The following is a 25,412-nucleotide window of genomic DNA, read 5'->3' on the forward strand; positions in this document are numbered from 1 at the left end:
AACGGCGGTAACTTGACCACCGTGCGCGTAGTGTCAGGCAGAGGTAAATTGCGGGATGTTATGCCATAACGGCCAGCTAAACGAGAAGCGGGCACCACCCAGTTCGCTGGAGTCACAGTTAACCGTGCCGCCCATTGCCAGTGCAATAGAGTGGACAATCGCCAGTCCCAACCCACAACCGCCGGTTGAACGGTCACGGCTAGGATCGAGACGCACAAAGGGTTCAAAGACATGCTCGCGATCCTGTGGGGCTATTCCTGGCCCATCATCTTCGACAATTAATGTCGCTCTGTTTCCTGCCAGTAACAGGCTGGTTTCTACGGTTGAATGGCAGTAGCGCAGGGCGTTATTGATCAAGTTATCCAACACGCGCGCCATTAAGCGCATATCCAGCGCCGCATAATGACCTTGCATGAGCGTTTTTATCCGTACCGTTTTGTCGGGGTTAACAGCCTGGATATCGGCCAGATGTGTTGACAGCCATAACGGTAGGTCTGGCTCGCTAAGATGCAACTCATTTTGCGGGCGGTCTAATCGGGCATAGGTCAGCAGTTCTTCGATCAAGGCTTCCAGTTGGCTGATATCACGATTCAGAGCCTGAGACTCTGTTTCACTCAGGTTATCGCTCATCTCCAGCCGATAACGCAGGCGCACTAACGGCGTTCGCAGTTCGTGAGCAATCCCGTCGATAAGCTGTTTTTTGCTGGCAATTAATGCATTGATATTGTCCGCCATCTGGTTAAATGCTACGCCCAGTCGTTCAAAGCTCGAACCATCATCAAAGTGAATGCGTTCATTGAGATGGCCATCGCCAAATCGTTGCGCCGCTGCTTCCAGTTTTAACATGTCCTGCCAGTGCGGACGCATCCAGATAAACACTGGAAAGGCGAGAGAGATGGCAATAAAGGCAATCAGCGCGATATCCAACAAACGCATTTGATGGAGGTAATAGAGATAAGGAACGGGACCGACGGCCAGCACGTAGTGGCTGCGTGGGATGCGTTGCAAAAAAGTGTACTGATCATCCAGAGCAACAATCTCACCGCCACGCAGTCGGTGCATGGAAATTTCATCGAGATGATACTTACTCAAGGGTTCGACGCGCAGATCGAAAGAGAGATTTAAATCCATCTCCTTCAGCGTTTTTCCCCAGTCGTGCGGGGGGATCTCCCGCAACTCGCTACGCATCAGGTACAGCGAACTGTTCATCAAATCATCCAGCGACTGTTTGCCCGCGCGTTCGGCGGTAAATTTGTACACCAGTCCAACCAGCAGGGACATCACCAGAAAGCAGACAAACAGTAAAAGATAAAACTGGATAAACAGTTTTTTCATCGCTCATTCCCATGCATGGGGCGCAAAAAGATAGCCTTTGTTACGCACAGTTTTAATACGATACGGTTCAGCAGCGTTATCGAGCAGTTTTTTTCTTAACCGCGAAATAGCCACGTCCACGCTACGATCCAGACCGTCATAACTGACGCCGCGTAAATTTCGCAACAACGCATCGCGATCCATAATTTGCCCCGCATGAGTGGCTAATTCCCAGAGCAGTTCGAAATCGGCGGTAGAGAGTGAAATCTCAGTGTTAGCAAGGGTGACTACGCGGTTAATAGGGTCGATGGTCAACGTGCCGAAATGCAATGCTTTGTAGGGCGTCAGAGGCGTTTCCTGAATGCCTTTGGTCAGCGTCGCTTGCTCATTCTGACGCAAATGTAAACGTAGCCGAGCCAGCAGAACTGCAGGAGGAGTCGTTTTGAGAATATAGTCGCAGGCACCCATTTCCAGCGCCAGAATGTGGTTCATATCACTGTCGAGGGAGGTCAGCAGAACGATTGGTCCGGACCACTTAGAACCTAAATCGCGACAGATAGTCATGCCGTCTTTGCCTGGTAGCATGATATCGAGTAGCACCAGATCCGGATTTTCCCGCAGGATCGTTTCTTCTGCATGGTCGCCGCGAGGTTCTATGGTTACCTGCATATCATGTTTCGCCAGGTATGCGGCAATCAGTGAACCAACTTCTGCGTCATCTTCCACAAATACGATAGTGTTCATATTATTCACGGTAGATATAAAAACGTCACAATACACTGCACCGTTTTTACTTACTATCAATCGTTTCTAAACAAGTTTGCATCAGGTATTCTACTAAGGACTTGTTATGGAAGTGTTAAGGTAAAAAGATGGGGCTGGTAATCAAAGCCGCGCTTGGTGCGCTGGTGGTGGTGTTGATTGGTGTATTAGCAAAAACGAAAAATTACTACATAGCCGGGCTGATCCCGCTTTTCCCAACCTTTGCGCTCATCGCGCATTATATTGTTGCCAGCGAACGCGGCATTGAAGCCTTACGCGCAACCATCATTTTCAGTATGTGGTCGATCATTCCTTATTTTATTTATCTGGCGTCGCTGTGGTATTTCACTGGAATCATGCGCTTGCCCGCGGCTTTTGTAGGTTCTGTGGTGTGCTGGGGACTAAGCGCATGGGTGCTGATTATTTGCTGGATGAAACTGCATTAACGCAGATGTCGACCTCCATCAAGCGGGAAACTGCGCCCGGTAACAAAGCAACTGGTGAGCAAGTAATCGACCAGATCGATCACCTCTTTCTCGCCAGGCGCGGTTTTCATCAGCGATTTATTCAGCGCCTGTTGGCGATATTCAGCATCATCATGTTCATTAAACAGGATCAGCGACGGTGCAATAGAATTCACTTTCACTTCCGGTGCCAGCTTGCGGGCAAATGAGCGGGTCATATTATCCAGGGCTGCTTTGCTTGCTGCATAGGCGATATGGTTGTCGCTGCCTCGTTCCACCACATAATCGGTGAAGTGAATAATATCGCTGGCGGCGTGCCCGTGACCACGCAGTAATCTTTCCAGAGCGTGGTTAAGAAGGTATGGGGTATTAACGTGGATTTGCATCATGCAGGCCAGCACGTCAGCCAGTGGCGTACCTGGTTTTTCTGCCATCCACGCGCTGGCATTGTGCAAAATGGCACGCAGGCCGTGGGTGCTTTTTAATACTTTATCGGCAAACGCCATCACGCCATCATTCGTCGAAAAATCAGCCTGAATACACTGTGCTCCCGCCTGAATCAGGCTATCAATGGCAGGATAGTGCGTCCGATAGCTGACAATCACCGGTTGCTTTTGATTAATGAAATGCCAGGCGAGGGCGAGGCCGATGCGACGGCCTCCGCCAGTGATTAATATTGGCAAGGGCTGGGTATTACCCATCGTTATCTCCTTTGCTATCCAACGATGGGACGAACGTTATCCCACCAGCATCCAGGTCGCCGGAACTGCGGCAATTAACAGCATGCCAATCAGTACCATTTCCTGACGATTCAGAACATTATCATGTGTATGCGTTTTACGCGCGTACAGGAATACCAGCAACCCCGGCGCATACAGAACGACGGACAACAACAGGTGCATTGGACCAGAGGCGTACAATAACCATAAGCCATAAATGCAGGCACCGACACCTACCGCTTTATGCAGCGGGCGGGTTGCGATTTTCAGCAAGAACGCGCCAACAAGGAAATAGGGCACCAGAATCATTTCTGAGGCAATGGTTAGCAACGTGTTGTAATCGGAACCGGTCAGCCAGATTAGCACCAGACAAATTTGCACGCAGATGTTGGTCAGCCACAGCGAGGCGGATGGCGCAGCCTGTGCGTTCTGGCGGGCAAAAATGCGCGGGAATGCTTTATGGGTCGCTGCCAGGAAGGGGACTTCTGCCGCCATAATGGTCCAACTTAAATATGCGCCACAAACGGAAACGATCAATCCGGCAGCGATGATAATCTCGCCCCACGGCCCCATCATTTTCACCATCAGGCCCGCCATAGACGGGTTACGAATTTCCGCCAGTTCAGGACGCGCAACCACGCCCAGCGAAAGCAGAGTGACCAGTAAATAAACGCCCAGCGCGGAAAGTACCGCCAGGAGTGTCGCTTTGCCGACATCATGTTTATTACGCGCACGCGCAGAAACCACCACCGCACCTTCCACACCAATGAATACCCACAGGGTGATCAGCATGGTGTTTTTCACCTGTTCCCACACCGGTACACCAAGTGCAAGGCCAGAGAAGTCGAGTCTGAAGGTGTCCAGTTTGAACATCATCAGCGCCAGTACAATAAACAGTCCCAATGGCAACAATTTTGCCAGCGTTGCCACCAGGTTAATGCTGGCAGCGGTCTGTACACCGCGCAGGATCAAAAAGTGAACAATCCACAAAAGTGCGGATGCACCGACGATCGATTGCCAGGTGTTGCCATCGCCAAACAGGCGCAGTTCCGGCGTATCGGTGAAGAAACTCAATGCAGAAAAGACGATCACCAGATAGGAGACGTTAGCGATAACCGCGCACAGCCAATATCCCCATGCGGAGCAGAAACCAATGAGTTCGCCAAAACCTTCACGAGCATAGGTAAAGATGCCGCCGTCAAGATCGGGACGAATGCGTGTCAGGATCAGCATGGCAAAGGCGAGTAATAAAATGCCAGCGCCAGTAATGCCCCAACCGATGAGCAGTGCTGCCGGGCTGGCAACCGCGGCCATATTTTGTGGCAGACTGAAAACACCTGCGCCCAGCATTGAGCTTAATACCAGCGCGGTGAGTGCGCTCAGTCCCAGTTTCTTTTCCATCGATATCCAGTGTTTAAAAGGTGTTCAAAAGAATAAATATTAGGGCAGGACGCATAAAAATGGTGTTTGCCACTGAAGCGCGGGATTTTACGAAGAGATGTGTCTGCATGCAATGGTCACGGGGAAATTTGTGACTAAAAATGCTAAAGGCGGCATAAAGCCGCCTCATTGGGATACTGAATAGTTATTTATACAGGTCTGCGCTGATGGTCAGATTATTACCACGTTCCTGCCACTGGCGGGTGATGTGGTAATACTTCGCACCTTTCTTCGCGGCACGTTTAGCAACCTGGTAGGAGACTTCGGTCATGTTACCGTAGTTACCTGAGAACTTAATGCTGTCGAACGGCACCATCATCGCTGCGGTTGCCTTGTTCAGTTCTTCGACTTTAGTGCCGTCAGGAAGCGTGACAGTGTAACGTCCGCCTTTTGAGGACTGAGTTTCGAAGAAACGACCAACTTCGGAACTTGGTGATGCGGTAGTGGCAACACCCGGGATTTCAACTTTCTTCGCGGCTTCGCCACCGGCAGCCAGGGCTGCACGTCCGGCTTCGGAGTCTGCCGGGATCACATCCGGGCTTTGGACTACACGTTTCTTAGCATCTTTTTTATAGATGAACGCTGTAATGCGTTGGTTACCGCCCTGGTTGGCATCGATTTGGCGAACGATGTAGAAAGAGTATGCGCCTTTTGCTTTCGCCGCTTTGGTGATGGCGTCATTCACTTCCGGTTGGCTACGGTAGAAGCCCTGGACGGTGACAGTGTCAAACGGCTCAATCAGAACGGCCTGGTCTTTTGGCAGTTCAACCACACCGTTAATCACGCGATTTTTTTCGGTTTCTGCTTTTTCAGCATCAGACTTATAGAGATCGGCAACCACTCGCCAGTTACCGCTGTTACCGAAATCTGACGTGTCGACAACATAAAAGGAGGCTGCACCTTCTTTATCAGCACGACGGGAAACGGCTTTCACCGCCTCGCCAATGGCATTGAAACGTCCGGTAACCACTACACGATCAAAAGGTTTAACCGCTGCCGCTTGCTCCGGTGTCAGTTCTGTTGCTGCGTTAACGGAGAATGCCGTAGCAGAAAGCAGTGCCGACGCCAGGAGGGTGTTCTTAAGCTTCATAAAAATAATCCTTCGCCTTGCGCAAACCAGGTACTGGTATTGTTATTAACGAGAAACGTGGCTGATTATTGCATTTAAACGGTGTAACTGTCTGCGTGATTTTTCATATCAGACTTCCTGATTTGATTTTAAACCTGATCGAATAATCATCTGTGATTAAAAAGTAACCGTAGCAACATACAACGGCTGAAACGGCTGAATTGTATAAGTTAATTTAATGTTAAGTGACAGTTTGCACTGGGGTGATCTCATGTTTTACCTGGCTATCGGAGACAATTATCGCCCTTTATCCGTTGTTCTATGGTGTTTATCTCACTATCAAGGCTGAATCGTTAATATTTTTCGAGTTAACGCCGAAATAGTGATTTTTGGCGCTAGATCGTAAGCATTATTTTCAGTACGTTATAGGGCGTTTGTTACTAATTTATTTTAACGGAGTAACATTTAGCTCGTATATGAGCGGCTTGTGTGGTTCCTGACACAGGCAAACCATCATCAATAAAACCGATGGAAGGGAATATCATGCGAATTGGAATACCAAGAGAACGGTTAACCAATGAAACCCGTGTTGCAGCAACGCCCAAAACAGTGGAGCAGTTGCTGAAACTGGGTTTTACCGTCGCGGTAGAGAGCGGCGCGGGTCAACTGGCAAGTTTTGACGATAAAGCGTTTGTGCAAGCGGGCGCTGAAATAGTAGAAGGGAATAACGTCTGGCAGTCAGATATCATTCTGAAGGTCAATGCGCCGTTAGATGATGAAATTGCGTTACTGAATCCAGGAACAACGCTGGTGAGTTTTATCTGGCCTGCGCTGAATCCGGAGCTAATGCAAAAGCTTGCGGAACGTAACGTCACCGTGATGGCGATGGACTCCGTACCGCGTATCTCACGCGCGCAATCACTGGACGCGTTAAGTTCGATGGCGAACATCGCCGGCTATCGCGCCATTGTTGAGGCGGCGCATGAGTTTGGGCGTTTCTTTACCGGGCAAATCACCGCGGCAGGTAAAGTGCCTCCGGCAAAAGTGATGGTGATTGGTGCGGGTGTTGCGGGTCTCGCGGCCATTGGTGCGGCAAACAGTCTCGGTGCGATTGTGCGTGCGTTTGATACCCGCCCGGAAGTGAAAGAACAAGTTCAAAGTATGGGCGCGGAATTCCTCGAACTGGATTTCAAAGAGGAAGCAGGCAGCGGCGATGGCTATGCCAAAGTGATGTCGGAAGCGTTCATCAAGGCAGAAATGGAACTCTTTGCTGCGCAGGCAAAAGAGGTCGATATCATTGTGACCACCGCGCTTATTCCAGGTAAACCGGCACCGAAACTGATTACCCGCGAAATGGTTGACTCCATGAAGTCGGGCAGTGTGATTGTCGATCTGGCCGCACAAAACGGCGGTAACTGTGAATACACCGTGCCGGGTGAAATCTTCACTACGGAAAATGGCGTCAAAGTGATTGGTTATACCGATCTTCCGGGGCGTCTGCCAACACAATCCTCACAGCTTTACGGCACCAACCTTGTCAATCTGCTGAAGCTGTTGTGCAAGGAGAAAGACGGCAACATTACTGTTGATTTTGATGATGTAGTGATTCGCGGCGTGACCGTGATTCGTGCTGGCGAAATTACCTGGCCGGCACCGCCGATTCAGGTTTCAGCCCAGCCACAGGCGACACAGAAAGCCGCACCGGAAGTCAAAGCTGAGGAAAAATGCACCTGTTCACCGTGGCGTAAATACGCCCTGATGGCGTTGGCAATCATCCTCTTCGGTTGGCTGGCAAATGTTGCACCAAAAGAGTTCCTCGGGCATTTCACCGTGTTCGCGCTGGCGTGCGTTGTGGGCTATTACGTGGTGTGGAATGTATCGCACGCGCTACATACGCCGCTGATGTCGGTCACCAACGCGATTTCAGGGATTATTGTTGTCGGAGCACTGTTGCAGATTGGCCAGGGCGGCTGGGTTAGCTTCCTTAGTTTTATCGCGGTGCTTATAGCCAGCATTAATATTTTCGGTGGCTTCACCGTGACTCAGCGTATGCTGAAAATGTTCCGCAAAAACTAAGGGGTAACATATGTCTGGAGGATTAGTTACAGCTGCATACATTGTTGCCGCGATCCTGTTTATCTTCAGCCTGGCCGGGCTTTCGAAACATGAAACCTCTCGCCAGGGTAACAACTTCGGTATCGCCGGGATGGCGATTGCGTTAATCGCTACTATTTTGGGGCCGGATACTGGCAATGTTGGTTGGATCTTGCTGGCGATGGTCATCGGTGGCGCAATTGGTATCCGCCTGGCGAAGAAGGTCGAAATGACTGAAATGCCGGAACTGGTGGCGATCCTGCATAGTTTTGTGGGGCTGGCGGCGGTGCTGGTTGGTTTTAATAGCTATCTGCATCACGATGCGGATATGGCTCCGATTCTGGCCAACATTCACCTGACGGAAGTATTCCTCGGTATCTTCATTGGTGCGGTGACCTTCACCGGCTCGGTCGTGGCATTCGGTAAGTTGTGCGGCAAAATTTCGTCTAAACCGCTGATGCTGCCAAACCGTCACAAAATGAATCTGGCTGCTCTGGTCGTTTCCTTCCTGCTGCTGATTGTGTTTGTCCGCACCGAAAGCGTTGGCCTGCAAGTTCTGGCATTGCTGATAATGACCGCCATTGCACTGGTCTTCGGCTGGCATTTAGTGGCTTCCATCGGTGGCGCAGATATGCCAGTGGTGGTGTCGATGCTGAACTCTTACTCTGGTTGGGCGGCAGCGGCCGCGGGCTTTATGCTCAGCAACGACTTGCTGATTGTGACCGGTGCGCTGGTCGGTTCTTCGGGGGCAATCCTTTCTTACATCATGTGTAAGGCGATGAACCGTTCCTTTATCAGCGTCATTGCGGGTGGTTTCGGCACCGATGGTTCCTCTACCGGCGACGATCAGGAAGTGGGTGAACATCGCGAAATTACGGCGGAAGAGACGGCGGAACTGCTGAAAAATTCGCATTCAGTGATCATCACCCCAGGTTACGGCATGGCAGTCGCGCAGGCGCAATATCCGGTGGCAGAAATCACCGAGAAACTGCGTGCCCGCGGTATCAACGTGCGTTTCGGTATTCACCCGGTTGCGGGGCGTTTGCCTGGGCATATGAACGTATTGCTGGCAGAAGCGAAAGTGCCGTATGACATCGTGCTGGAAATGGACGAGATCAACGATGACTTTGCTGATACCGATACCGTGCTGGTAATTGGTGCGAACGATACGGTTAACCCGGCGGCGCAGGACGATCCGAAAAGCCCAATTGCCGGTATGCCTGTGCTGGAAGTGTGGAAAGCGCAGAACGTGATTGTCTTTAAACGTTCGATGAACACCGGCTATGCTGGTGTGCAAAACCCGCTGTTTTTCAAGGAAAACACCCACATGCTGTTTGGTGACGCCAAAGCCAGCGTGGATGCGATTCTGAAAGCACTGTAACCTCAACGGCCTCTGCGGAGGCCGTTACTCTTTCTTGAGATCGCTTAACAGCACGGCGATGCTTTGACCTCCCGCTGTTTGTTCAAGCGCAATTTTGACAATAATCGTCAACGGCACCGAAAGCAGCATCCCCACCGGTCCTAACAACCATCCCCAAAAAATTAACGACAAAAAGACCACCAGTGTGGAAAGCCCCAATCCGCGTCCCATAATGCGTGGTTCCAGAATATTACCGAAGACCAGATTAATCAGCAGATATCCCGCCAGCACCAACAACGCTTCGTAGAAACCATTAAACACCAGTACCTGGGCGATAGGGGGAATAGCCGCAAGGACCGAACCAATATTAGGAATGTAATTAAGCGCAAAGGCCAGCAATCCCCAGACAAAAGCAAAGCGAACGTCCAGTGCTGCGAGCATCGCCCAGGCGACCAGTCCGGTGATGATGCTGATGGCCGTTTTCAGCACCAGGTAATGCGACACACTGTCAATCGCGCGCTGAATCGCCGCCATTCCTTCGACCGGACGTGCCATCATTTGCTGGAGTTTGCCGGGCAGTTGCGGAACTTCGAGCAGCATAAACAGCACCGTCAACAGCAATAAAAATATTGATGACATGGCGTTAGATAACTGCGTCAGTAAGTTGGTCAGTAACGTCATCGCCGCGTTCGGGTCAATGTAATGCGCCAGTTGGTCAACTGAGACATCAATACCCACGCGCTGTAATAAAGGCTCCAGAGCTTGCAGAGGCTTTATGATTGAGCTGCGATACTGTGGCAAAGTGCGGGTCAGTTCATTGAGTGTTGAGCCGAGATAGGCCAGCATAAGCACCATCGCCATTACGATGATGGTCATTAAAATCGACACCGCCAGTACGCGCGGTACTCGCCAGCGAACCATGCGTTGTACCAGCGGGTTAAGAATGACTGCGATAAATAGGGCGAGGATAAAGGGGACGATGATATCGGCGGCAAACCGGATACCGCAGAGAATAATGACCAGCATTCCCAACATAATGACGATTTTTAGGCCATTGAGCGTGATGATCGGCTTTGCCATGTTTATCCCCGTTTTTTTCTTCGCTAATAATATTTTTTCTGTGGCATTATAACGAAAATCAAACTACTCAGGTAAAGATATGAAAATGTTTTGAGTTAATTCTTAAGCTATGATACAAATCAGGCGTGTACAACTACCGAGGACAATTATCATCCGCGATGACGAGAAGCAACACTGCGGATAATTGTAATATTATGGACAATTTGTTCAGGACGTTATTTTCTACATTTACCCATCTTCGTACCTCATCCAGCATCTTGCTCGCAGGCGAGCAACACTGGCGCAACGCGCTTTAGTCCTTTCTTCTGTCAAAGCTGGCGCTCTGCGCTGGACTGAATACTTTTCTTTGGTTTCGCTGAATTCAGCGAACATTAAAATAATTCTCTTGCAGGGGAAGGACGATGTATATTTATTGGGCTTTATTAGGTCTGGCTATTGCCACAGAAATTACCGGAACGCTGTCAATGAAATGGGCGAGCGTCAGTAACGGTAACGGTGGATTTATTTTAATGCTGGTGATGATTTCACTGTCATATATTTTTCTTTCATTCGCCGTGAAAAAAATAGCGCTTGGTGTGGCTTATGCTCTGTGGGAAGGCATCGGTATTTTATTTATTACGCTATTTAGCGTTCTGTTATTCGATGAAAGCTTATCGCTGCTAAAAATTGCCGGGTTAACAACCCTGGTTGTCGGGATTGTGTTGATTAAATCTGGTACACGCAAAGTACGTAAACCCTCGCTGGAGGTGAACCGTGGCGCAGTTTGAATGGGTTCATGCCGCCTGGTTGGCACTGGCAACTGTGCTGGAAATCATAGCTAACGTCTTTTTGAAATTTTCTGACGGCTTTCGCCGCAAAGTTTATGGCTTGCTCTCGCTGGCGGCGGTGCTTGCTGCCTTTAGCGCGCTTTCGCAGGCCGTTAAAGGGATCGACTTGTCTGTAGCCTATGCATTGTGGGGTGGGTTTGGTATTACCGCCACTTTAGCTGCGGGGTGGATCTTGTTTGGTCAACGTTTAAATCGCAAAGGCTGGGTTGGCCTGATCTTGCTATTGGCCGGAATGATCATGGTGAAACTCGCCTGATGACCACGCTGCCCGACAATGCGGGCAGCGTTTGAACATTATTGCCGGGTCAGTTCTTCTAACTTGTCGCGAAAACCGGTGACAGAAATGGCCCGGTTATCGGCGCGCCAGCGATCTTTTGCTGCAGGAGCTGAACTTTGCACACCAATTAACTGCCAGCCGTCATCAGTATGCAGCATCAGTGGCGAACCGCTGTCACCCGGCAGGGTATCGCACTGATGCGACATCACCGAGGTTTGCGCCCAGCCAGTCACTTCGCAATTTTGATGGCTGTATAAGGTATCAAGATGATCTTCGGGATACCCCGCCTGAGTCACTTTACGACCAGCCGCTTTTAATGCGGCGGTAAGCGCGGCTTTATCTCCCTCAAATAATGGCAACGGCGTAATGCCAGAAGGGGGATTGCGCAGCACAATCAAACCGAAATCCCACGGCGCGGCTGCGGGCGGGACAATCCAGCCATCACCATCAGCCTTTAACCGTTTCCCTAGCGTCGGATCAACACGACCTTCAATATCGTGGATCTCATAGCGCCATAGCCCTTTATTCGAAACAAAACGCAGCGCAATTGCTTTGTCTGGTTTACCTTTTGGTGGCGTTAATAAACAGTGGCCCGCAGTTAATGCGAGATTAGGGGCAATCAGCGTCGCCGTACATAAATTGCCGCTGGCCGTTTCCAGTTGCCCAACCGCATCCCACGGCGATTGGGTCGTGTTATTTACCGGTACACGATCATCATGACCAAAAAATAGGGTGCTGACCTCATCATGAGCCGATTTAGGATCGTCCGGTTTATCCGCAAACACAAATGCAGATGTCAGACTAATTGCACCCAGTACTACAGCAATGGTTGTACGCATATCACACTCTGGCGAGTAATTATGATTATTAAAAGCAAACCCTCGTAAATACTATAGACGGGACGGGATGAAAGTGGGAGTAAAATCAGATAACTACGCTCAGGAAAGATAAAAACGGGCGGCAATCAGCGCACATAAAATAAGGATGATAAGAATGAACTCAAAGCGATAACGGCCCACCATAGTACCCTCCGCTAAAGGCGGTGCTAAACGTTACCCGCTTAGCACCGTAATTTTCAGGCGCGAGGGGGCGCGCCACTATTGCTGTCGAAAACTTATGCGGCTGGCTGTGCTGCAGGTTTTGTCGGTTGTTGCTGGCTGTGTTTTTTGCTGTGCTTTTTGGCGGCCTGTGCTTTTTGCTCAGGTGCTTTCTGTTCAGTTTTTGCTTTTTTATGATGTTTTTTAGCCGCTTGCGCTTTCTGGGCGGGCGCTGCTTTATGCTGTTTTTTATGATGAATGGTTTTTGCAGGTGCTGCTTTGGTAGCAGCAGTCGGAGCAGGCGTGGTCGCAGTCTCTGCGGCAAAGGCAGCAGAAGAGAGACCCATAGCAGCGGCAACAACCAGAGCTAATACTTTTTTCATTGTCATACCCTCAATTTGGTTTTTTATGCAACCCCACTGCGGGGCCGATGTAATGACTATATCTCTGGAAATAGCAGGCTTCCGTGAGTGGTTGGTTTCGGCATGTAACGATATGTACAAAGCGAGTAGCGATGACGTGAGAAATAATAACGCATTGTGACTTAAGGAGATTTTCCCACCAATATCGGTAGTATTGATTGACTTAACTTTTTCATTACCTATAAATTGGTAGAATCACCGTGTATTAACAATAAATGACACACAGCAAAATGAATCCGTTTATTTGGGTGCTTATTATCCTGATGGCGTTAGATGCACTGCGAGAAATGGCCGGCACTTCGTCTATTTTGGGATGGTTATTAACGTTGAGTTGAGCAGACAATAAGCCCGGACAGGTTTTAACTCAGTCCGGGCTTATTTTTCAGGCGTGCAGGCGATGATGTAAACGTGTTCCGACCAGAATAGCGACCACCAACATCACGGCAATAAATGCACCGACGCCGTTCCAGCCATAGTTATGCCAGAAGACGCCACCTAATGTCCCTGCAATACTTGAACCCAGATAGTAACAAAATAGATACAGCGAGGAAGCCTGGCCTCTGGCGCGTTTAGCACGTGGGCCAATCCAGCTACTGGCGACAGAGTGAGCGGCAAAGAATCCTGTAGAGAAAAGCATCATACCGGCAAAAATCAACCACAGTGGGTTGAACAATGTCAGGAGAAGGCCAAAAAGCATGACACCTGTCGAAAATAACATCACCGGACCACGACCGAAGCGGGTAGTCATGGTGCCTGCTTTTGGCGAACTCCAGGTGCCAGTCAAATAGACTAGCGATAATAAGCCAACCACGGCCTGACTGACATGCCAGGGGGGAAGCATCAACCGATAACCAATGTAATTAAACAGAGTGACGAACGACCCCATCAGCAAAAAACCTTCGACGAATAATAAGGGTAATCCCTGATCACGGCAGTGCAGACGGAAGTTAATAAACAGCGTTTTTGGGCGCAACGAGGATGGGCGGAAATGGCGTGACTCCGGGAGGATTTTCCAGAACATTAACGCTGAGGTCAGAGCGAAACAGCCAATAACCGCCAGAGCAATTCGCCAGTTAAAGAAGTCAGTAAATACCCCGCTGATTAAGCGCCCACTCATACCGCCAATTGAGTTGCCGCTGATGTACAGCCCCATTGAAAATGCCACAAAACTGGGGTGGATCTCTTCGCTAAGGTAGGTCATGCCAACGGCAGCTACGCCGCTTAACGACAGACCAATCAAGGCGCGCATAATCAAAATACCGTGCCAGCTAGTCATCATCGTCGAAAGTAACGTGCAGATGGAGGCCAACAGTAGTGCCGTCACCATCACCGGCTTGCGACCTATGGCATCGGAAAGTGGGCCAGTAAATAGTAAACCAATGGCAAGCATGATCGTTGAAATTGACAGTGAAATACTACTGTTAGCAGGCGTTAAGCCAAATTCTTGCGAAAGCACCGGAAGAATAGGCTGCACACAATAAAGAAGCGCAAAGGTTGCCAGCCCGGCCGAGAATAGAGCCAGAGTAACACGCATAAATTGCGGCGTACCGCGTTTAATGAATTCGTTTGTCCGGGAAAGGTTTTTCTTGTCAGTGTCACTTGCCGGAGTGCCATCAACAGTTGTAGTACGACTCACTTGAAATCCTTGCTAAATATGCCCGTGATGTGGGATTAGGAATAGATTAGGAAAATCGAATTGTTATGTCTAATATATTAATAGTCTCAAATAAGATGTTTAAAATATGAATATTGAATTGCGCCACCTTCGTTACTTCATTGCTGTTGCGGAAGAGCTGCATTTTGGTCGCGCTGCTGCCCGACTGAATATTTCACAACCGCCGCTAAGCCAGCAGATTCAGATACTGGAGCAACAAATTGGCGCGCGACTGCTGGCACGAACCAATCGCAGCGTAATGCTGACGGCAGCAGGGAAGCAGTTCCTTGCTGATAGTCGGCAAATCCTGTCTATGGTGGATGACGCTGCCGCTCGCGCTGAACGCCTGCATCAGGGAGAGGCAGGAGAGTTACGCATTGGCTTTACCTCATCAGCGCCATTTATTCGCGCAGTATCTGATACCTTATCGCTGTTTCGTCGCGAATTTCCTGATGTTCATTTGCAGACACGCGAGATGAACACCCGCGAGCAAATAGCACCCCTTATCGAAGGGACGCTGGATATGGGGTTGCTACGAAATACTGTGTTGCCGGAGACGCTGGACCACGCGGTCATTGTGCATGAACCACTTATGGCGATGATCCCGCATGATCATCCTTTGGCCAATAAATCGAATGTAACGCTGGCAGAACTGGCAAAAGAACCCTTTGTTTTTTTTGATCCGCACGTAGGGACGGGGCTGTATGATGACATTCTCGGCCTGATGCGACGTTACAATCTCACCCCAGTCATCACCCAGGAAGTCGGCGAGGCGATGACTATCATCGGCCTGGTTTCCGCGGGTCTTGGCGTTTCGATTTTGCCCGCTTCTTTCAAACGCGTACAACTCAATGAAATGCGTTGGGTATCTATTGCGGAAGAGGATGCGGTTTCTGAGATGTGGCTGGTTTGGCCAAAACATCATGAACAAAGCCCGGCAGCACGTAACTTTCGTATTCAGCTACTGAATGCTCTCTGATGAGGAAAAATTCAGCAAAAAATCACGAAAAATGTGCTGTCAATCACATGGCTAAGTAAAAATTTGACGTTACGCATTGAAGTGCTTCACCATAGCCTACAGATTATTTCGGAGCGCGAAAATATAGGGAGTATGAGGTGGTTGCTGAAAACCAGCCGGGGCACATTGATCAAATAAAGCAGACCAACGCAGGTGCTGTATATCGCCTGATTGATCAGCTTGGTCCCATTTCGCGTATCGACCTTTCTCGCATGGCGCAGCTCGCGCCAGCCAGTATTACCAAAATTGTCCGCGAAATGCTTGAAGCGCACCTGGTGCAAGAGCTGGAAATTAAAGAGGCTGGAAACCGTGGCCGTCCGGCGGTGGGGTTGGTAGTAGAAACGGAAGCCTGGCACTATCTTTCTTTGCGTATTAGTCGTGGCGAGATTTTTCTTGCACTGCGTGATTTAAGCAGCAAGTTGGTGGTGGAAGACTCGCTGGAGTTGGCGCTGCAGGATGAATTACCGCTGTTGGATCGCATCATTACTCATATTGATCAGTTTTTTATTCGCCATCAGAAAAAACTCGAGCGCCTGACTTCTATTGCCATTACCATGCCGGGAATTATTGATACGGAAAATGGTATTGTACATCGTATGCCGTTCTACGAGGACGTAAAAGAGATGCCGCTCGGTGAAGCGCTTGAGCAGCATACCGGTGTACCGGTTTATATTCAGCATGATATCAGCGCATGGACGATGGCCGAGGCCTTGTTCGGCGCATCCCGCGGAGCGCGCGATGTGATTCAGGTGGTTATCGATCACAATGTGGGAGCGGGTGTGATTACCGATGGTCATCTGTTACACGCAGGAAGCAGTAGCCTTGTGGAGATAGGCCACACTCAGGTCGACCCCTATGGAAAACGCTGTTATTGCGGTAACCACGGCTGCCTGGAAACCATCGCCAGTGTTGACAGCATTCTTGAACTGGCGCAATTACGTTTGAATCAATCCATGAGTTCGATGTTACACGGACAGCCGTTAACCGTGGACTCATTGTGCCAGGCGGCACTGCGGGGCGATCTGCTGGCAAAAGATATTATTACCGGTGTGGGGGCGCATGTTGGGCGCATTCTTGCCATCATGGTGAATTTATTTAACCCACAAAAAATACTGATTGGTTCGCCGTTAAGCAAAGCGGCAGAAATCCTGTTCCCTGTCATTTCTGACAGCATCCGTCAGCAGGCGCTTCCTGCCTACAGCCAGCACATTAGCGTCGAAAGCACTCAGTTTTCTAATCAGGGGACGATGGCGGGAGCCGCATTGGTAAAAGACGCTATGTATAACGGTTCTTTGTTGATTCGTCTGTTGCAGGGTTAACATTTTTTAACTGTTCTACCAAAATTTGCGCTATCTCAAATTGGGGCAGGAAAGCATAACTTAGACTTCCAAAGTTGAATTATTTTCCTGGCTTATATTTGTGAAGCATAACGGTGGAGTTAGTGATGCTGAAGCGTTTCTTTATAACAGGTACAGACACTTCTGTAGGGAAAACGGTGGTTTCCCGCGCATTGCTACAAGCGTTAGCCTCCCAGGGAAAAACGGTTGCGGGGTATAAACCCGTAGCGAAGGGGAGCAAAGAGACACCCGATGGGCTACGTAATAAAGATGCCCTGGTGTTGCAGAGTGTTTCATCTATTGAACTGCCTTATGAAGCAGTCAATCCCATTGCGTTAAGCGAAGAAGAAAGTAGTGTGGCGCACAGTTGCCCGATCAATTACACCCTCATTTCAAATGGTCTGGCTAACCTGACGAATAAAGTCGACCATGTGGTGGTCGAAGGCACTGGCGGCTGGCGTAGTCTGATGAATGACCTGCGTCCGCTTTCTGAATGGGTGGTTCAGGAGCAGCTACCGGTGTTGATGGTGGTGGGCATTCAGGAAGGCTGTATTAACCATGCGCTTCTGACCGCACAGGCGATTGCGAACGATGGTCTTCCGCTCATTGGCTGGGTGGCTAACCGTATCAACCCAGGGTTAGCACATTACGCTGAAATCATAGATGTATTGGGTAAAAAACTCCCGGCACCGCTCATTGGCGAACTGCCTTATTTGCCGCGCGCAGAACAGCGTGAACTGGGGCAATACATCCGCTTACCCATGCTGCGCAGTGTGTTGGCGGTAGATAGAGTCACGGTGTAACGTCCGCGACGTTACTGACGCAATCACACAAGCAATTAATAAACCGGGGAGTAGCTGATACTCCCCGGTCATTTCGCATATCATCAATGTCGACATAATTGGCGCATGCGTGGTTGCAGCCAGTAGTGTTGCCATCCCGGTTAGCCCGAGTAACAGCGTAATTTCTTCTCCGCCAGGAAGCCATAACCCCAGGCTACGACCATACAGCATACCAATAGCCAGTCCGATAAATAGTGTTGGCGTAAACACACCGCCTGGCGCGCCGGAACCACTGCTGGCCAGCACGGCAAAAAGTTTGCAAAGAAAGATCCCTGCAATGACCGTAAGCAGTGGCGGGGCAGTTAAAAAGGATTGTACCGTACTATAGCCGTTGCCCCACACAGCCGGTGTGAGCAGGGAAAGCAGTCCCACGATCAAACCTCCCAATGCCAGTTGCCAGGGGGGCGCAAGTTTGAGATTAACAAAGCCCCGATGACTGGCGTTCATTAGCTTTAAAAACAGTGGACCGCACAGTCCCATCAGTACACCAGTACTAATAATCAGCGCATAGTCACGGGTCTTAACTATTACTGAGAGTTGCACGCTGTAGAGCAAAGCATCGCTATTATTAAGAAGATGGCTGACAAGCAGTGCCACTACGGCGGAAATTACCACCGGACCGAGAGAGGCCAGCATCATGGTGCCAAACAGCACTTCAGCAATAAACAAACTTCCGGCAAGCGGGGCGCGATAGGCCGCAGCCATCCCCGCAGCAGCGCCACAGGCAATCCACAATTTCCACTCTTCACGCGGTGTAAGACGTTGTGCAAACCAGGAGGCGGCAAGCGCTGCCAACAGGATCATCGCACCTTCACGTCCAATGGCACTGCCGCTCGTCACCACCAGCAAAGACGCGAAAGATTTGACCAGACTGGTGGCATAATCAAACTGCCCATCGGTTTGTAATGCCTCCATATAATCGGTAGGCGCGTGAGGGCGTTGTTGCGTGAATTTCTGCCATCCCATCAGCAATAGACCTGCTGCCAGTCCGCCAAGTGCCGGAGTTAGCAGGCGACGCCACGGCGAAAGGTTCATGGCAGCATTAACCAGACTTCCGGAATCATTGTTCAGGAACAACCACTCCAGCAACAGCATCGCATGATGAAACCCTGCGACGGCAAGAGCCGCGAGAATACCGATCACCGTCGCAATAAACAGACGGCGGAACATGGTGCGTAGATCCGGGTAGATGTGTAGATGATGCATGAGCAGAAATGGCAAATTAAACACAGGCATCTATTTTGCGGGAAAAGGGGTCTGGAGCAAAAGCTGTATGTGCTTTATGAGAAATTAATCGTGACGTTGTCACTTATTTTATCCGAAAGGCGTGCAGTTACCGCCTTTCGGTCATACTAACGATTATTCAACGAAACAGAGGCTTAACCGCGACAGGAATTAACAATTGTGACTGCCATTGTGCCAGTGTTAAACGGGCCAGCTCACCGAGTGAGCGATAAAAAGGGTGTTCTGCTTTTTCGATAAACACCTCAAGAAAACGTGTCGACCACGGTAAAAGGTGCCACGCCAGCAATTCTTCGCACTCGGTCTGGCGACCGTTCTCTGCCAGCCATGCTGCCATCAATAGCAGTGAACCAAAATGATCTTCCGGTTCGTTTTGTTTCATTTCAAACTGAATGCCTTTTTCGCGCATCCATTGACGGAGCGCCAATGTAGAATCGCCAAACAGCACCGATTCGCGATCCAGCCAGACAGATCCCCACGGCGGTGACGGTAGCGCATACGGGCCGACAAACAGCCGTTGCCAGGCCTGATTACGCGACTCTTCACACTCTTCCTTAAAAGTCGTTACCAGCGGTGCTAATGACGTTTGTGACAAGGGCCACTGGGTATCCCAGCCGTCGCCGGTTAACGCAGAAACCAGCGGAGAGGCTTCTGCACTCTCTGGAGCGTAATAAAACAGCGCGCCCAGCACGCGCGCCGCGACAGAAAAATTATCTTGTTGTGAAAAATGCGTCATTCTTATCATCCTGAAACGTGCGGGGTAACCCGCACTAATTTGTTAACCTGCGACGGCCATTCCGACGGTCATATGCAGGCCATAAAAGAGCGCACGCCCGATCATCTCGCCATCAGGTATGAGGATTCATTCCCGCACAAACCCGGCAAGGGTTATGGCGTGGATTAGTGAACACAGCCTGCATCTTAGACCAGTGCATAACAATACCACACGCGCCAGACCTGGACGTAGACCTGATAAGACGCGTAAGCGTCGTATCAGGCAGCCACAGGTTTATTGCTGCGGTTCGGCAGGGCCACTATCATGGGTTGGTTGAGAGTGGGCAGAAACATTACCGCTGGTGGTGCGGGTATAGAGAATTTTATGCGTGTCGTTGGCACAATGCCCGACGACCTGTGAATCAGGCTGATCAACCTGATCATTCGGCACAATACTTAAAGTGAAGCTGCTTTCCGGGACGCCGTTATTGATAATGCGCTGTGAAATATCGCTTTTTATACGCTCACAAGAATCCGACGCGGCGAGCACTGTGGATGAGGCCAGGGCGAGCAGAAGTGCGGCACTACAGGCGACGTTTTTCATCATTGGCTCCTTACATGAATATTACTACCTAAGCATAGCATTTCACGTGTAAATTACTGTATTTGCTACTATGATTGAGAATCATCTTTACTGTCAGGTGACTGATGTGAATGCCAAATTACTGCCATGTTTGCTCGCGATAACGCTTACAGGATGTGACCGCACAGAAGTAACGCTCTCTTTTACGCCAGAGATGGCCAGTTTCTCTAATGAATTCGATTTTGATCCGCTGCGTGGTCCGGTTAAGGATTTCACTCAGACATTAATAAATGAGCAAGGGGAAGTAACGAAGCGCGTTTCAGGTACTTTATCGGAAGAAGGCTGTTTTGATTCTCTCGAATTGCTGGATCTGGAGAATAATACAGTAGTTGCCCTGGTGTTAGACGCAAATTATTACCGTGATGCACAGACGCTGGAGAAGCGAGTACGTTTACAGGGGAAATGTCAGTTAGCGGAATTACCTTCCGCAGGGGTGAGTTGGGAAACCGATGATAATGGCTTCGTGGTTAAAGCCAGCAGTAAACAGATGAAGATGGAGTATCGGTATGATGGCCAGGGGTATCCGCTGGGTAAAACGACAATAAGCAACGACAAAACGTTATCTGTCACCGCGACACCGTCAAAGGATCCGATCAAAAAACTCGATTATACGGCCATTACTTTGCTGAATAATCAACAGGTTGGTAATATCAGGCAGACCTGTGAATATGACAGCCACGCCAATCCGGTGGACTGCCAATTAATCATTGTGGATGAGGGGGAAAAACCCGCTGTCGAACGGGTTTACACCATCAAAAATACCATTGATTATTATTAATGCTATTGCGCGGTCGGTTTCAGTAGAGTCTGCCCCTGCGTTTTATGTTCCGCCAGATACTGATGCTGGAATATGCACATGCGAATGGCATTGCGATATTGACCGTTAATAAAGAATTCATGCATCAGTTCACCTTCGACCGTAAAACCGAGCTTACGGTAAATATGAATCGCTTTTTCATTCTCTTTATCGACGATCAGATAAAGTTTATAGAGATTAAGAACAGTGAAGCCATAATCCATCGCTAATGTCGCGGCGCGGGTTGCCAGACCTTTACCCTGGTATTCCGGGGAGATGATTATCTGAAATTCAGCGCGGCGATGGACGTGGTTAATTTCCACCAGCTCTACCAGACCGGCTTTTTCGCCATCACATTCCACGACGAAACGGCGTTCACTCTGATCGTGAATATGTTTATCGTACAGATCAGAGAGTTCAACGAAGGCTTCGTAGGGTTCCTCAAACCAGTAACGCATTACGCTGGCGTTATTGTCGAGTTGATGCACATAGCGTAAATCTTCACGCTCCAGCGGACGTAGCTTAACACTGTGGGCGCTTGTCATAACGTGTCCTTACATTCCTTATATCAATAACAGGTTAGGGGATGATTACGCGGCCAGTACGACGGTCCAGACAGCGTAAAGTATTCGGCTCCCAGTAGGCATTAATGTTGGCACTCTGCTCACATTTATCGCGGTTATCGAATGCGGCGTCAGCTTTATCCCATTCTTTCTCGGTGCGTTTGTTGACTTTCTGACGCAGATTACGCGTGTCATTCCATTGCTCTTTTTCCATCGCCGCCTGCTGGCGACTCTGTGCGCTGTCGCCAGATTCAATCACCAGTTTGTTAGTTTCTGCATGAGTAGTTGCGCTAAATGCCAGTGCGCAAGGCAGCAGAAAAGCGAGCAGGCTGAGTTTTTTGCAGAGAGTGATATTCATGATTCATTCCTTGTATGAATGATTAAAGGCGATTTTACACGATCCACTGTGAACACGAAACGTAACAGAAGGATGTATATGTTGATGATATTATGTCGCCCTATAAATATACATGATGTCAATAAGTGACAAAGATGATTAAAACAACGTTACTGTTTTTTGTTACTGCCCTGTGTGAAATCATGGGTTGCTTTTTACCCTGGTTATGGCTGAAACGAAATGCCAGCGTCTGGCTGTTGGTTCCGGCGGGGATTTCCCTGGCGCTGTTTGTCTGGCTGTTAACGTTACATCCCGCAGCAAGTGGGCGAGTTTATGCGGCTTATGGTGGCGTTTATGTCTGTACGGCGTTGATTTGGCTGCGTGTGGTGGATGGGGTGAAGCTCAGTCTCTACGACTGGACAGGCGCGATAATTGCGCTTTGCGGTATGTTGATTATTGTTGCTGGCTGGGGACGTGCCTGATTTTTCTGGTCTATAAGATATTTTATTATCAATGACATACGCGTTTTCAGGGCACTGAAAAACAATAAGCTTTGACTATTTTTAGAACTATTCATGGCGCAAATATGCGCTTTTTTTTGTGATCGTTCTGGCTTTTTTTGATCTTCATACTTGTATGGTAGTAGCTCAGTTGCGTAGATTTCATGCATCACGATAAGCGATGCAAGGAATAGAACATGAAGATTGTAGGGGCTGAAGTTTTTGTTACCTGTCCGGGGCGTAATTTCGTCACCTTAAAAATCACCACCGAGGACGGTATTACCGGTCTTGGTGATGCCACTCTCAACGGACGCGAGCTTTCCGTTGCGTCCTATTTGCAGGATCACCTGTGTCCGCAACTTATAGGCCGCGATGCCCACCGTATCGAAGATATCTGGCAGTTTTTCTATAAAGGCGCTTACTGGCGTCGCGGTCCGGTGACTATGTCGGCCATTTCAGCCGTTGATATGGCGCTATGGGACATTAAAGCCAAAGCTGCCAACATGCCACTTTACCAGTTACTCGGCGGCGCGTCTCGCGAAGGGGTGATGGTCTATTGCCATACCACCGGTCACAGTATTGATGAGGCACTGGATGATTATGCCCGTCATCAGGAACTGGGATTCAAGGCCATCCGCGTGCAGTGCGGTATTCCTGGCATGAAAACGACTTACGGTATGTCCAAAGGAAAAGGGCAGGCCTATGAACCTGCGACCAAAGGGCAGTGGCCAGAAGAGCAGTTGTGGTCAACGGAAAAATATCTCGACTTCATGCCAAAACTGTTCGACGCGGTACGTAACAAGTTTGGTTTTGATGAACATTTGCTGCATGACATGCATCATCGCTTAACGCCTATTGAAGCGGCGCGCTTTGGTAAAAGCATTGAAGATTTTCGCATGTTCTGGATGGAAGATCCGACCCCCGCAGAAAACCAGGAGTGTTTCCGTCTGATTCGCCAACATACCGTCACGCCAATTGCGGTGGGTGAAGTATTCAATAGCATTTGGGACTGCAAACAGCTCATTGAAGAGCAACTTATCGACTATATCCGTACCACGCTGACCCATGCAGGCGGCATTACCGGTATGCGTCGGATTGCGGATTTTGCTTCGCTTTATCAGGTGCGCACAGGCTCACACGGCCCTTCCGATTTGTCACCAGTCTGCATGGCTGCGGCTTTGCACTTTGACCTGTGGGTGCCGAATTTTGGCGTACAAGAATACATGGGCTACTCAGAACAAATGCTCGAAGTGTTCCCGCACAACTGGAGCTTCGATAACGGCTATATGCATCCGGGTGACAAGCCAGGTATTGGCATCGAGTTCGATGAAAAGCTGGCGGCGAAATATCCCTACGAACCTGCTTATCTGCCAGTCGCACGTCTGGAAGATGGCACGTTATGGAACTGGTAAGGTAAAAAACTTGCGACATGGATGTTGATTATTCCTCAATCCTACAAAGGTATATTTTTATGGTTAGTTCCGTCGATATAAAAAATGAAATCAAAAATACACCTGTCGTTCGACGTGTTGCGTCGGCTTCAGCGATTGGTACTGCTGCTGAATACTACGATTTTTTTGCTTATGGCACAGCGGCAGTATTATTTTTCGGTCATTTATTTTTCCCCAGTGATGATCCTTTAATTAGTACACTGGCCGCGTTTGCCACATATGCTGTTGGCTTTCTTGCTCGACCTCTGGGAGGGATTGTATTTGGGCATATAGGTGATAAAGTCGGAAGAAAAAAAGCATTGGTTATTACGATCTTAATTGTTGGATTGGGCACTTTTTGCATTGGGTTACTACCAACCTATGAAGAGATCGGTATATGGGCTCCGGCATTATTAATATTTATACGAGTCTTACAAGGTTTTGGGGTTGGAGGCGAACAGGCTGGTGCTGTATTGATGACTGCTGAATATGCTGAGCCCAAACGACGTGGTTTTTTTGCCAGTTGGGTTCAGATTGGTGCTCCAGTAGGCTTTTTACTTCCGATGGCATTATTCGCAATACTCAATGCGACGTTAACTCCAGAAGCGATGATGGACTATGGTTGGCGTATTCCATTTTTATTGAGCCTGTTACTTGTAATCGTAGGATTATTTATTCGTTTAAAAATTGATGAGTCTCCTGTATTTGCTCAAATTAGGGAAACAAAAGCAGAGGAGTCTCGCCCTCTAATTGAAGTTATACGTGATTATCCTGGCATTGTAGCAAAAGGCGTTTGCGCAAAACTGATTGAAGCCTGTACATTCGCGATGTTTACTGTAATTGTATTGGCTTACGGGAAAGCTAACAATCTGGATGCTAATATTTTAATGGAGACGATGATTGTCGCCGTCATTATAGAAGTGTTCGCAATTCCTTTAATGGGGGCGCTTTGTGACAAGATTGGTCGTAAACCTGTTTATATTATGGGCGCTTTATTACAAGTTATCATGATTATTCCTTTTTTCCTGGCTATCAATCAAGATAACTTCTGGCTAACACAGTTGGTAATGATAATTGTCATTAGTTTTGGTCATAGCATGTGTTATGCACCGCAGGCATCTTTTTTCCCTGAGTTATTCCCAACCCATATTCTGTGCAGTGGTATTGCTCTAATTTGGCAATTAGGTTCATTAATAGGTAGCGGAGTATTGGGGTTGGTTGCAGTAAAAATCCTTCAGGTTACCGGTGGTCATTATTATGGCATGGCTATTTATGTGATTGTCCTTGGTGTTATTTCTATTGGTGGTTTGATTCTGATGCCAGAAACTGCGCCACGAAAATTAAAATCAGAATATCAGGAGTGGGCAAAGCATTAATATAAATTATTCAAGGTGACAAGTGTCACCTTGATTTTTATGAGGCATGTAAGCGTTTTATTGTTAAATGTGTAAAGCAGAATTACATATAGTCA

Annotated in this window: 28 protein-coding genes and 1 pseudogene; 13 read left to right on the plus strand and 16 right to left on the minus strand. The window is 48.9% G+C overall.

Translation table 11 applies throughout. From position 1 onward, the window contains the following. Positions 1-33 precede the first annotated feature (33 nt). Complete coding sequence (gene rstB, locus A1WG_RS02340) at positions 34-1,335, minus strand: two-component system sensor histidine kinase RstB (protein ID WP_000732531.1); 1,302 nt, start codon at positions 1,333-1,335, stop codon at positions 34-36. Between the two features lie 3 nt (positions 1,336-1,338). After that, entirely contained in the window at positions 1,339-2,058 is a 720-nt protein-coding gene (rstA, locus tag A1WG_RS02335; protein WP_001092496.1) for a two-component system response regulator RstA, read from the minus strand. A gap of 128 nt (positions 2,059-2,186) precedes the next feature. Here rstA and A1WG_RS02330 point away from each other — a divergent pair, with 128 nt between their 5' ends. Then, complete coding sequence (locus A1WG_RS02330; protein WP_000524883.1) at positions 2,187-2,522, plus strand: GlpM family protein; 336 nt, start codon at positions 2,187-2,189, stop codon at positions 2,520-2,522. Here A1WG_RS02330 and folM read toward each other — a convergent pair. The 3 genes from folM to ydgH all read right to left on the minus strand — a co-directional run bounded on the left by folM (position 2,519) and on the right by ydgH (position 5,789). Then, positions 2,519-3,241, minus strand: a complete 723-nt coding sequence (gene folM, locus A1WG_RS02325) for a dihydromonapterin reductase (protein ID WP_000528572.1) — start codon at positions 3,239-3,241, stop codon at positions 2,519-2,521. The two genes, A1WG_RS02330 and folM, sit on opposite strands and share 4 nt — an antisense overlap. A gap of 36 nt (positions 3,242-3,277) precedes the next feature. Next, on the minus strand, positions 3,278-4,660 hold the full coding sequence (locus A1WG_RS02320; protein ID WP_000412361.1) for an amino acid permease: 1,383 nt from the start codon (positions 4,658-4,660) through the stop codon (positions 3,278-3,280). Positions 4,661-4,844: 184 nt separating this feature from the next. Continuing rightward, entirely contained in the window at positions 4,845-5,789 is a 945-nt protein-coding gene (ydgH, locus tag A1WG_RS02315) for a DUF1471 family protein YdgH (RefSeq protein ID WP_001516349.1), read from the minus strand. Positions 5,790-6,311: 522 nt separating this feature from the next. Between ydgH and pntA the strand changes: the two genes are divergently transcribed. Then, positions 6,312-7,844, plus strand: a complete 1,533-nt coding sequence (gene pntA / locus A1WG_RS02310) for a Re/Si-specific NAD(P)(+) transhydrogenase subunit alpha (RefSeq protein ID WP_001516350.1) — start codon at positions 6,312-6,314, stop codon at positions 7,842-7,844. A 10-nt stretch (positions 7,845-7,854) separates the two neighbouring features. After that, positions 7,855-9,243: a Re/Si-specific NAD(P)(+) transhydrogenase subunit beta gene (gene pntB / locus A1WG_RS02305; protein WP_000014047.1), complete on the plus strand. Its 1,389-nt coding sequence runs from the start codon at positions 7,855-7,857 to the stop codon at positions 9,241-9,243. Positions 9,244-9,267: 24 nt separating this feature from the next. On the opposite strand, the gene tqsA is transcribed toward pntB, so the two are convergent. After that, positions 9,268-10,302 carry an AI-2 transporter TqsA gene (gene tqsA, locus A1WG_RS02300; protein ID WP_001516351.1) on the minus strand — a complete coding sequence of 345 codons (1,035 nt, stop codon included), beginning with the start codon at positions 10,300-10,302 and terminating at the stop codon, positions 9,268-9,270. Between the two features lie 401 nt (positions 10,303-10,703). Between tqsA and mdtJ the strand changes: the two genes are divergently transcribed. Together mdtJ and mdtI are read left to right on the plus strand one after the other, a co-directional pair. After that, positions 10,704-11,069: a multidrug/spermidine efflux SMR transporter subunit MdtJ gene (gene mdtJ, locus A1WG_RS02295; RefSeq protein ID WP_000276139.1), complete on the plus strand. Its 366-nt coding sequence runs from the start codon at positions 10,704-10,706 to the stop codon at positions 11,067-11,069. After that, positions 11,056-11,385: a multidrug/spermidine efflux SMR transporter subunit MdtI gene (gene mdtI, locus A1WG_RS02290; protein WP_001516352.1), complete on the plus strand. Its 330-nt coding sequence runs from the start codon at positions 11,056-11,058 to the stop codon at positions 11,383-11,385. Before mdtJ ends, mdtI begins: the two co-directional genes overlap by 14 nt. A gap of 38 nt (positions 11,386-11,423) precedes the next feature. Here the strand turns inward: mdtI and A1WG_RS02285 are convergent, their stop codons facing one another. The 3 genes from A1WG_RS02285 to asr form a co-directional block, all read right to left on the minus strand. Continuing rightward, on the minus strand, positions 11,424-12,245 hold the full coding sequence (locus tag A1WG_RS02285; protein ID WP_001260827.1) for a trypsin-like serine peptidase: 822 nt from the start codon (positions 12,243-12,245) through the stop codon (positions 11,424-11,426). A gap of 99 nt (positions 12,246-12,344) precedes the next feature. Next, positions 12,345-12,428, minus strand: a complete 84-nt coding sequence (locus tag A1WG_RS0122460; RefSeq protein WP_000233090.1) for a small membrane protein YdgU — start codon at positions 12,426-12,428, stop codon at positions 12,345-12,347. Between the two features lie 92 nt (positions 12,429-12,520). Beyond that, complete coding sequence (asr, locus tag A1WG_RS02280) at positions 12,521-12,826, minus strand: acid resistance repetitive basic protein Asr (RefSeq protein ID WP_000756318.1); 306 nt, start codon at positions 12,824-12,826, stop codon at positions 12,521-12,523. Positions 12,827-13,095: 269 nt separating this feature from the next. On the opposite strand from asr, the gene A1WG_RS25430 reads away from it, so the two are divergent. Beyond that, a complete protein-coding gene (locus tag A1WG_RS25430) occupies positions 13,096-13,200 on the plus strand; it encodes a KPN_01571 family protein (RefSeq protein ID WP_212632918.1) in 105 nt (34 codons plus the stop codon). A gap of 47 nt (positions 13,201-13,247) precedes the next feature. On the opposite strand, the gene A1WG_RS02275 is transcribed toward A1WG_RS25430, so the two are convergent. Beyond that, positions 13,248-14,501, minus strand: coding sequence for an MFS transporter (locus A1WG_RS02275; RefSeq protein ID WP_000091861.1), 1,254 nt, complete (start codon positions 14,499-14,501; stop codon positions 13,248-13,250). Positions 14,502-14,607: 106 nt separating this feature from the next. On the opposite strand from A1WG_RS02275, the gene A1WG_RS02270 reads away from it, so the two are divergent. The 3 genes from A1WG_RS02270 (at position 14,608) to bioD (ending at position 17,677) form a co-directional block, all read left to right on the plus strand. Further along, entirely contained in the window at positions 14,608-15,498 is an 891-nt protein-coding gene (locus A1WG_RS02270) for a LysR family transcriptional regulator (protein WP_001516353.1), read from the plus strand. A 137-nt stretch (positions 15,499-15,635) separates the two neighbouring features. Beyond that, positions 15,636-16,856 (plus strand): sugar metabolism global transcriptional regulator Mlc, encoded by a 1,221-nt coding sequence (gene mlc, locus A1WG_RS02265; protein WP_000225254.1) that lies wholly within the window; start codon positions 15,636-15,638, stop codon positions 16,854-16,856. A 125-nt stretch (positions 16,857-16,981) separates the two neighbouring features. After that, positions 16,982-17,677 carry a dethiobiotin synthase gene (gene bioD, locus A1WG_RS02260; protein WP_000919218.1) on the plus strand — a complete coding sequence of 232 codons (696 nt, stop codon included), beginning with the start codon at positions 16,982-16,984 and terminating at the stop codon, positions 17,675-17,677. Here bioD and clcB read toward each other — a convergent pair. The 4 genes and pseudogenes from clcB to A1WG_RS02245 all read right to left on the minus strand — a co-directional run bounded on the left by clcB (position 17,630) and on the right by A1WG_RS02245 (position 20,276). Next, on the minus strand, positions 17,630-18,922 hold the full coding sequence (gene clcB / locus A1WG_RS02255) for a voltage-gated ClC-type chloride channel ClcB (protein ID WP_071985624.1): 1,293 nt from the start codon (positions 18,920-18,922) through the stop codon (positions 17,630-17,632). The two genes, bioD and clcB, sit on opposite strands and share 48 nt — an antisense overlap. 157 nt (positions 18,923-19,079) lie before the next feature. Continuing rightward, a complete protein-coding gene (gene dmsD, locus A1WG_RS02250) occupies positions 19,080-19,694 on the minus strand; it encodes a Tat proofreading chaperone DmsD (RefSeq protein WP_000148720.1) in 615 nt (204 codons plus the stop codon). 42 nt (positions 19,695-19,736) lie between these two features. Further along, positions 19,737-19,820 (minus strand): annotated as a pseudogene (locus A1WG_RS25205) (hypothetical protein); the annotation flags it as partial. A 147-nt stretch (positions 19,821-19,967) separates the two neighbouring features. Next, complete coding sequence (locus tag A1WG_RS02245; RefSeq protein WP_000799836.1) at positions 19,968-20,276, minus strand: DUF1161 domain-containing protein; 309 nt, start codon at positions 20,274-20,276, stop codon at positions 19,968-19,970. Positions 20,277-20,382: 106 nt separating this feature from the next. Here A1WG_RS02245 and A1WG_RS02240 point away from each other — a divergent pair, with 106 nt between their 5' ends. After that, the gene (locus A1WG_RS02240; protein ID WP_085947941.1) at positions 20,383-21,093 is read left to right on the plus strand and encodes a YnfC family lipoprotein; all 711 of its coding nucleotides are present in this window, start codon (positions 20,383-20,385) and stop codon (positions 21,091-21,093) included. Positions 21,094-21,095: 2 nt separating this feature from the next. Here A1WG_RS02240 and speG read toward each other — a convergent pair whose 3' ends face one another. Then, the gene (speG, locus tag A1WG_RS02235) at positions 21,096-21,656 is read right to left on the minus strand and encodes a spermidine N1-acetyltransferase (RefSeq protein WP_000199502.1); all 561 of its coding nucleotides are present in this window, start codon (positions 21,654-21,656) and stop codon (positions 21,096-21,098) included. A 34-nt stretch (positions 21,657-21,690) separates the two neighbouring features. Next, the gene (locus A1WG_RS02230; RefSeq protein ID WP_001027860.1) at positions 21,691-22,032 is read right to left on the minus strand and encodes a DUF1283 family protein; all 342 of its coding nucleotides are present in this window, start codon (positions 22,030-22,032) and stop codon (positions 21,691-21,693) included. A 134-nt stretch (positions 22,033-22,166) separates the two neighbouring features. On the opposite strand from A1WG_RS02230, the gene A1WG_RS02225 reads away from it, so the two are divergent. The 3 genes from A1WG_RS02225 (at position 22,167) to A1WG_RS02215 (ending at position 25,317) form a co-directional block, all read left to right on the plus strand. Further along, the gene (locus tag A1WG_RS02225) at positions 22,167-22,493 is read left to right on the plus strand and encodes a YnfA family protein (RefSeq protein WP_001516354.1); all 327 of its coding nucleotides are present in this window, start codon (positions 22,167-22,169) and stop codon (positions 22,491-22,493) included. 215 nt (positions 22,494-22,708) lie between these two features. Further along, positions 22,709-23,923 carry a starvation-sensing protein RspA gene (gene rspA, locus A1WG_RS02220; RefSeq protein ID WP_000706280.1) on the plus strand — a complete coding sequence of 405 codons (1,215 nt, stop codon included), beginning with the start codon at positions 22,709-22,711 and terminating at the stop codon, positions 23,921-23,923. Positions 23,924-23,982: 59 nt separating this feature from the next. Further along, positions 23,983-25,317 carry an MFS transporter gene (locus A1WG_RS02215; protein WP_001516355.1) on the plus strand — a complete coding sequence of 445 codons (1,335 nt, stop codon included), beginning with the start codon at positions 23,983-23,985 and terminating at the stop codon, positions 25,315-25,317. Positions 25,318-25,412 lie beyond the last annotated feature (95 nt).

It is taken from the genome of Escherichia sp. KTE96, assembly GCF_000408525.1.
GTDB lineage: Bacteria > Pseudomonadota > Gammaproteobacteria > Enterobacterales > Enterobacteriaceae > Escherichia > Escherichia marmotae.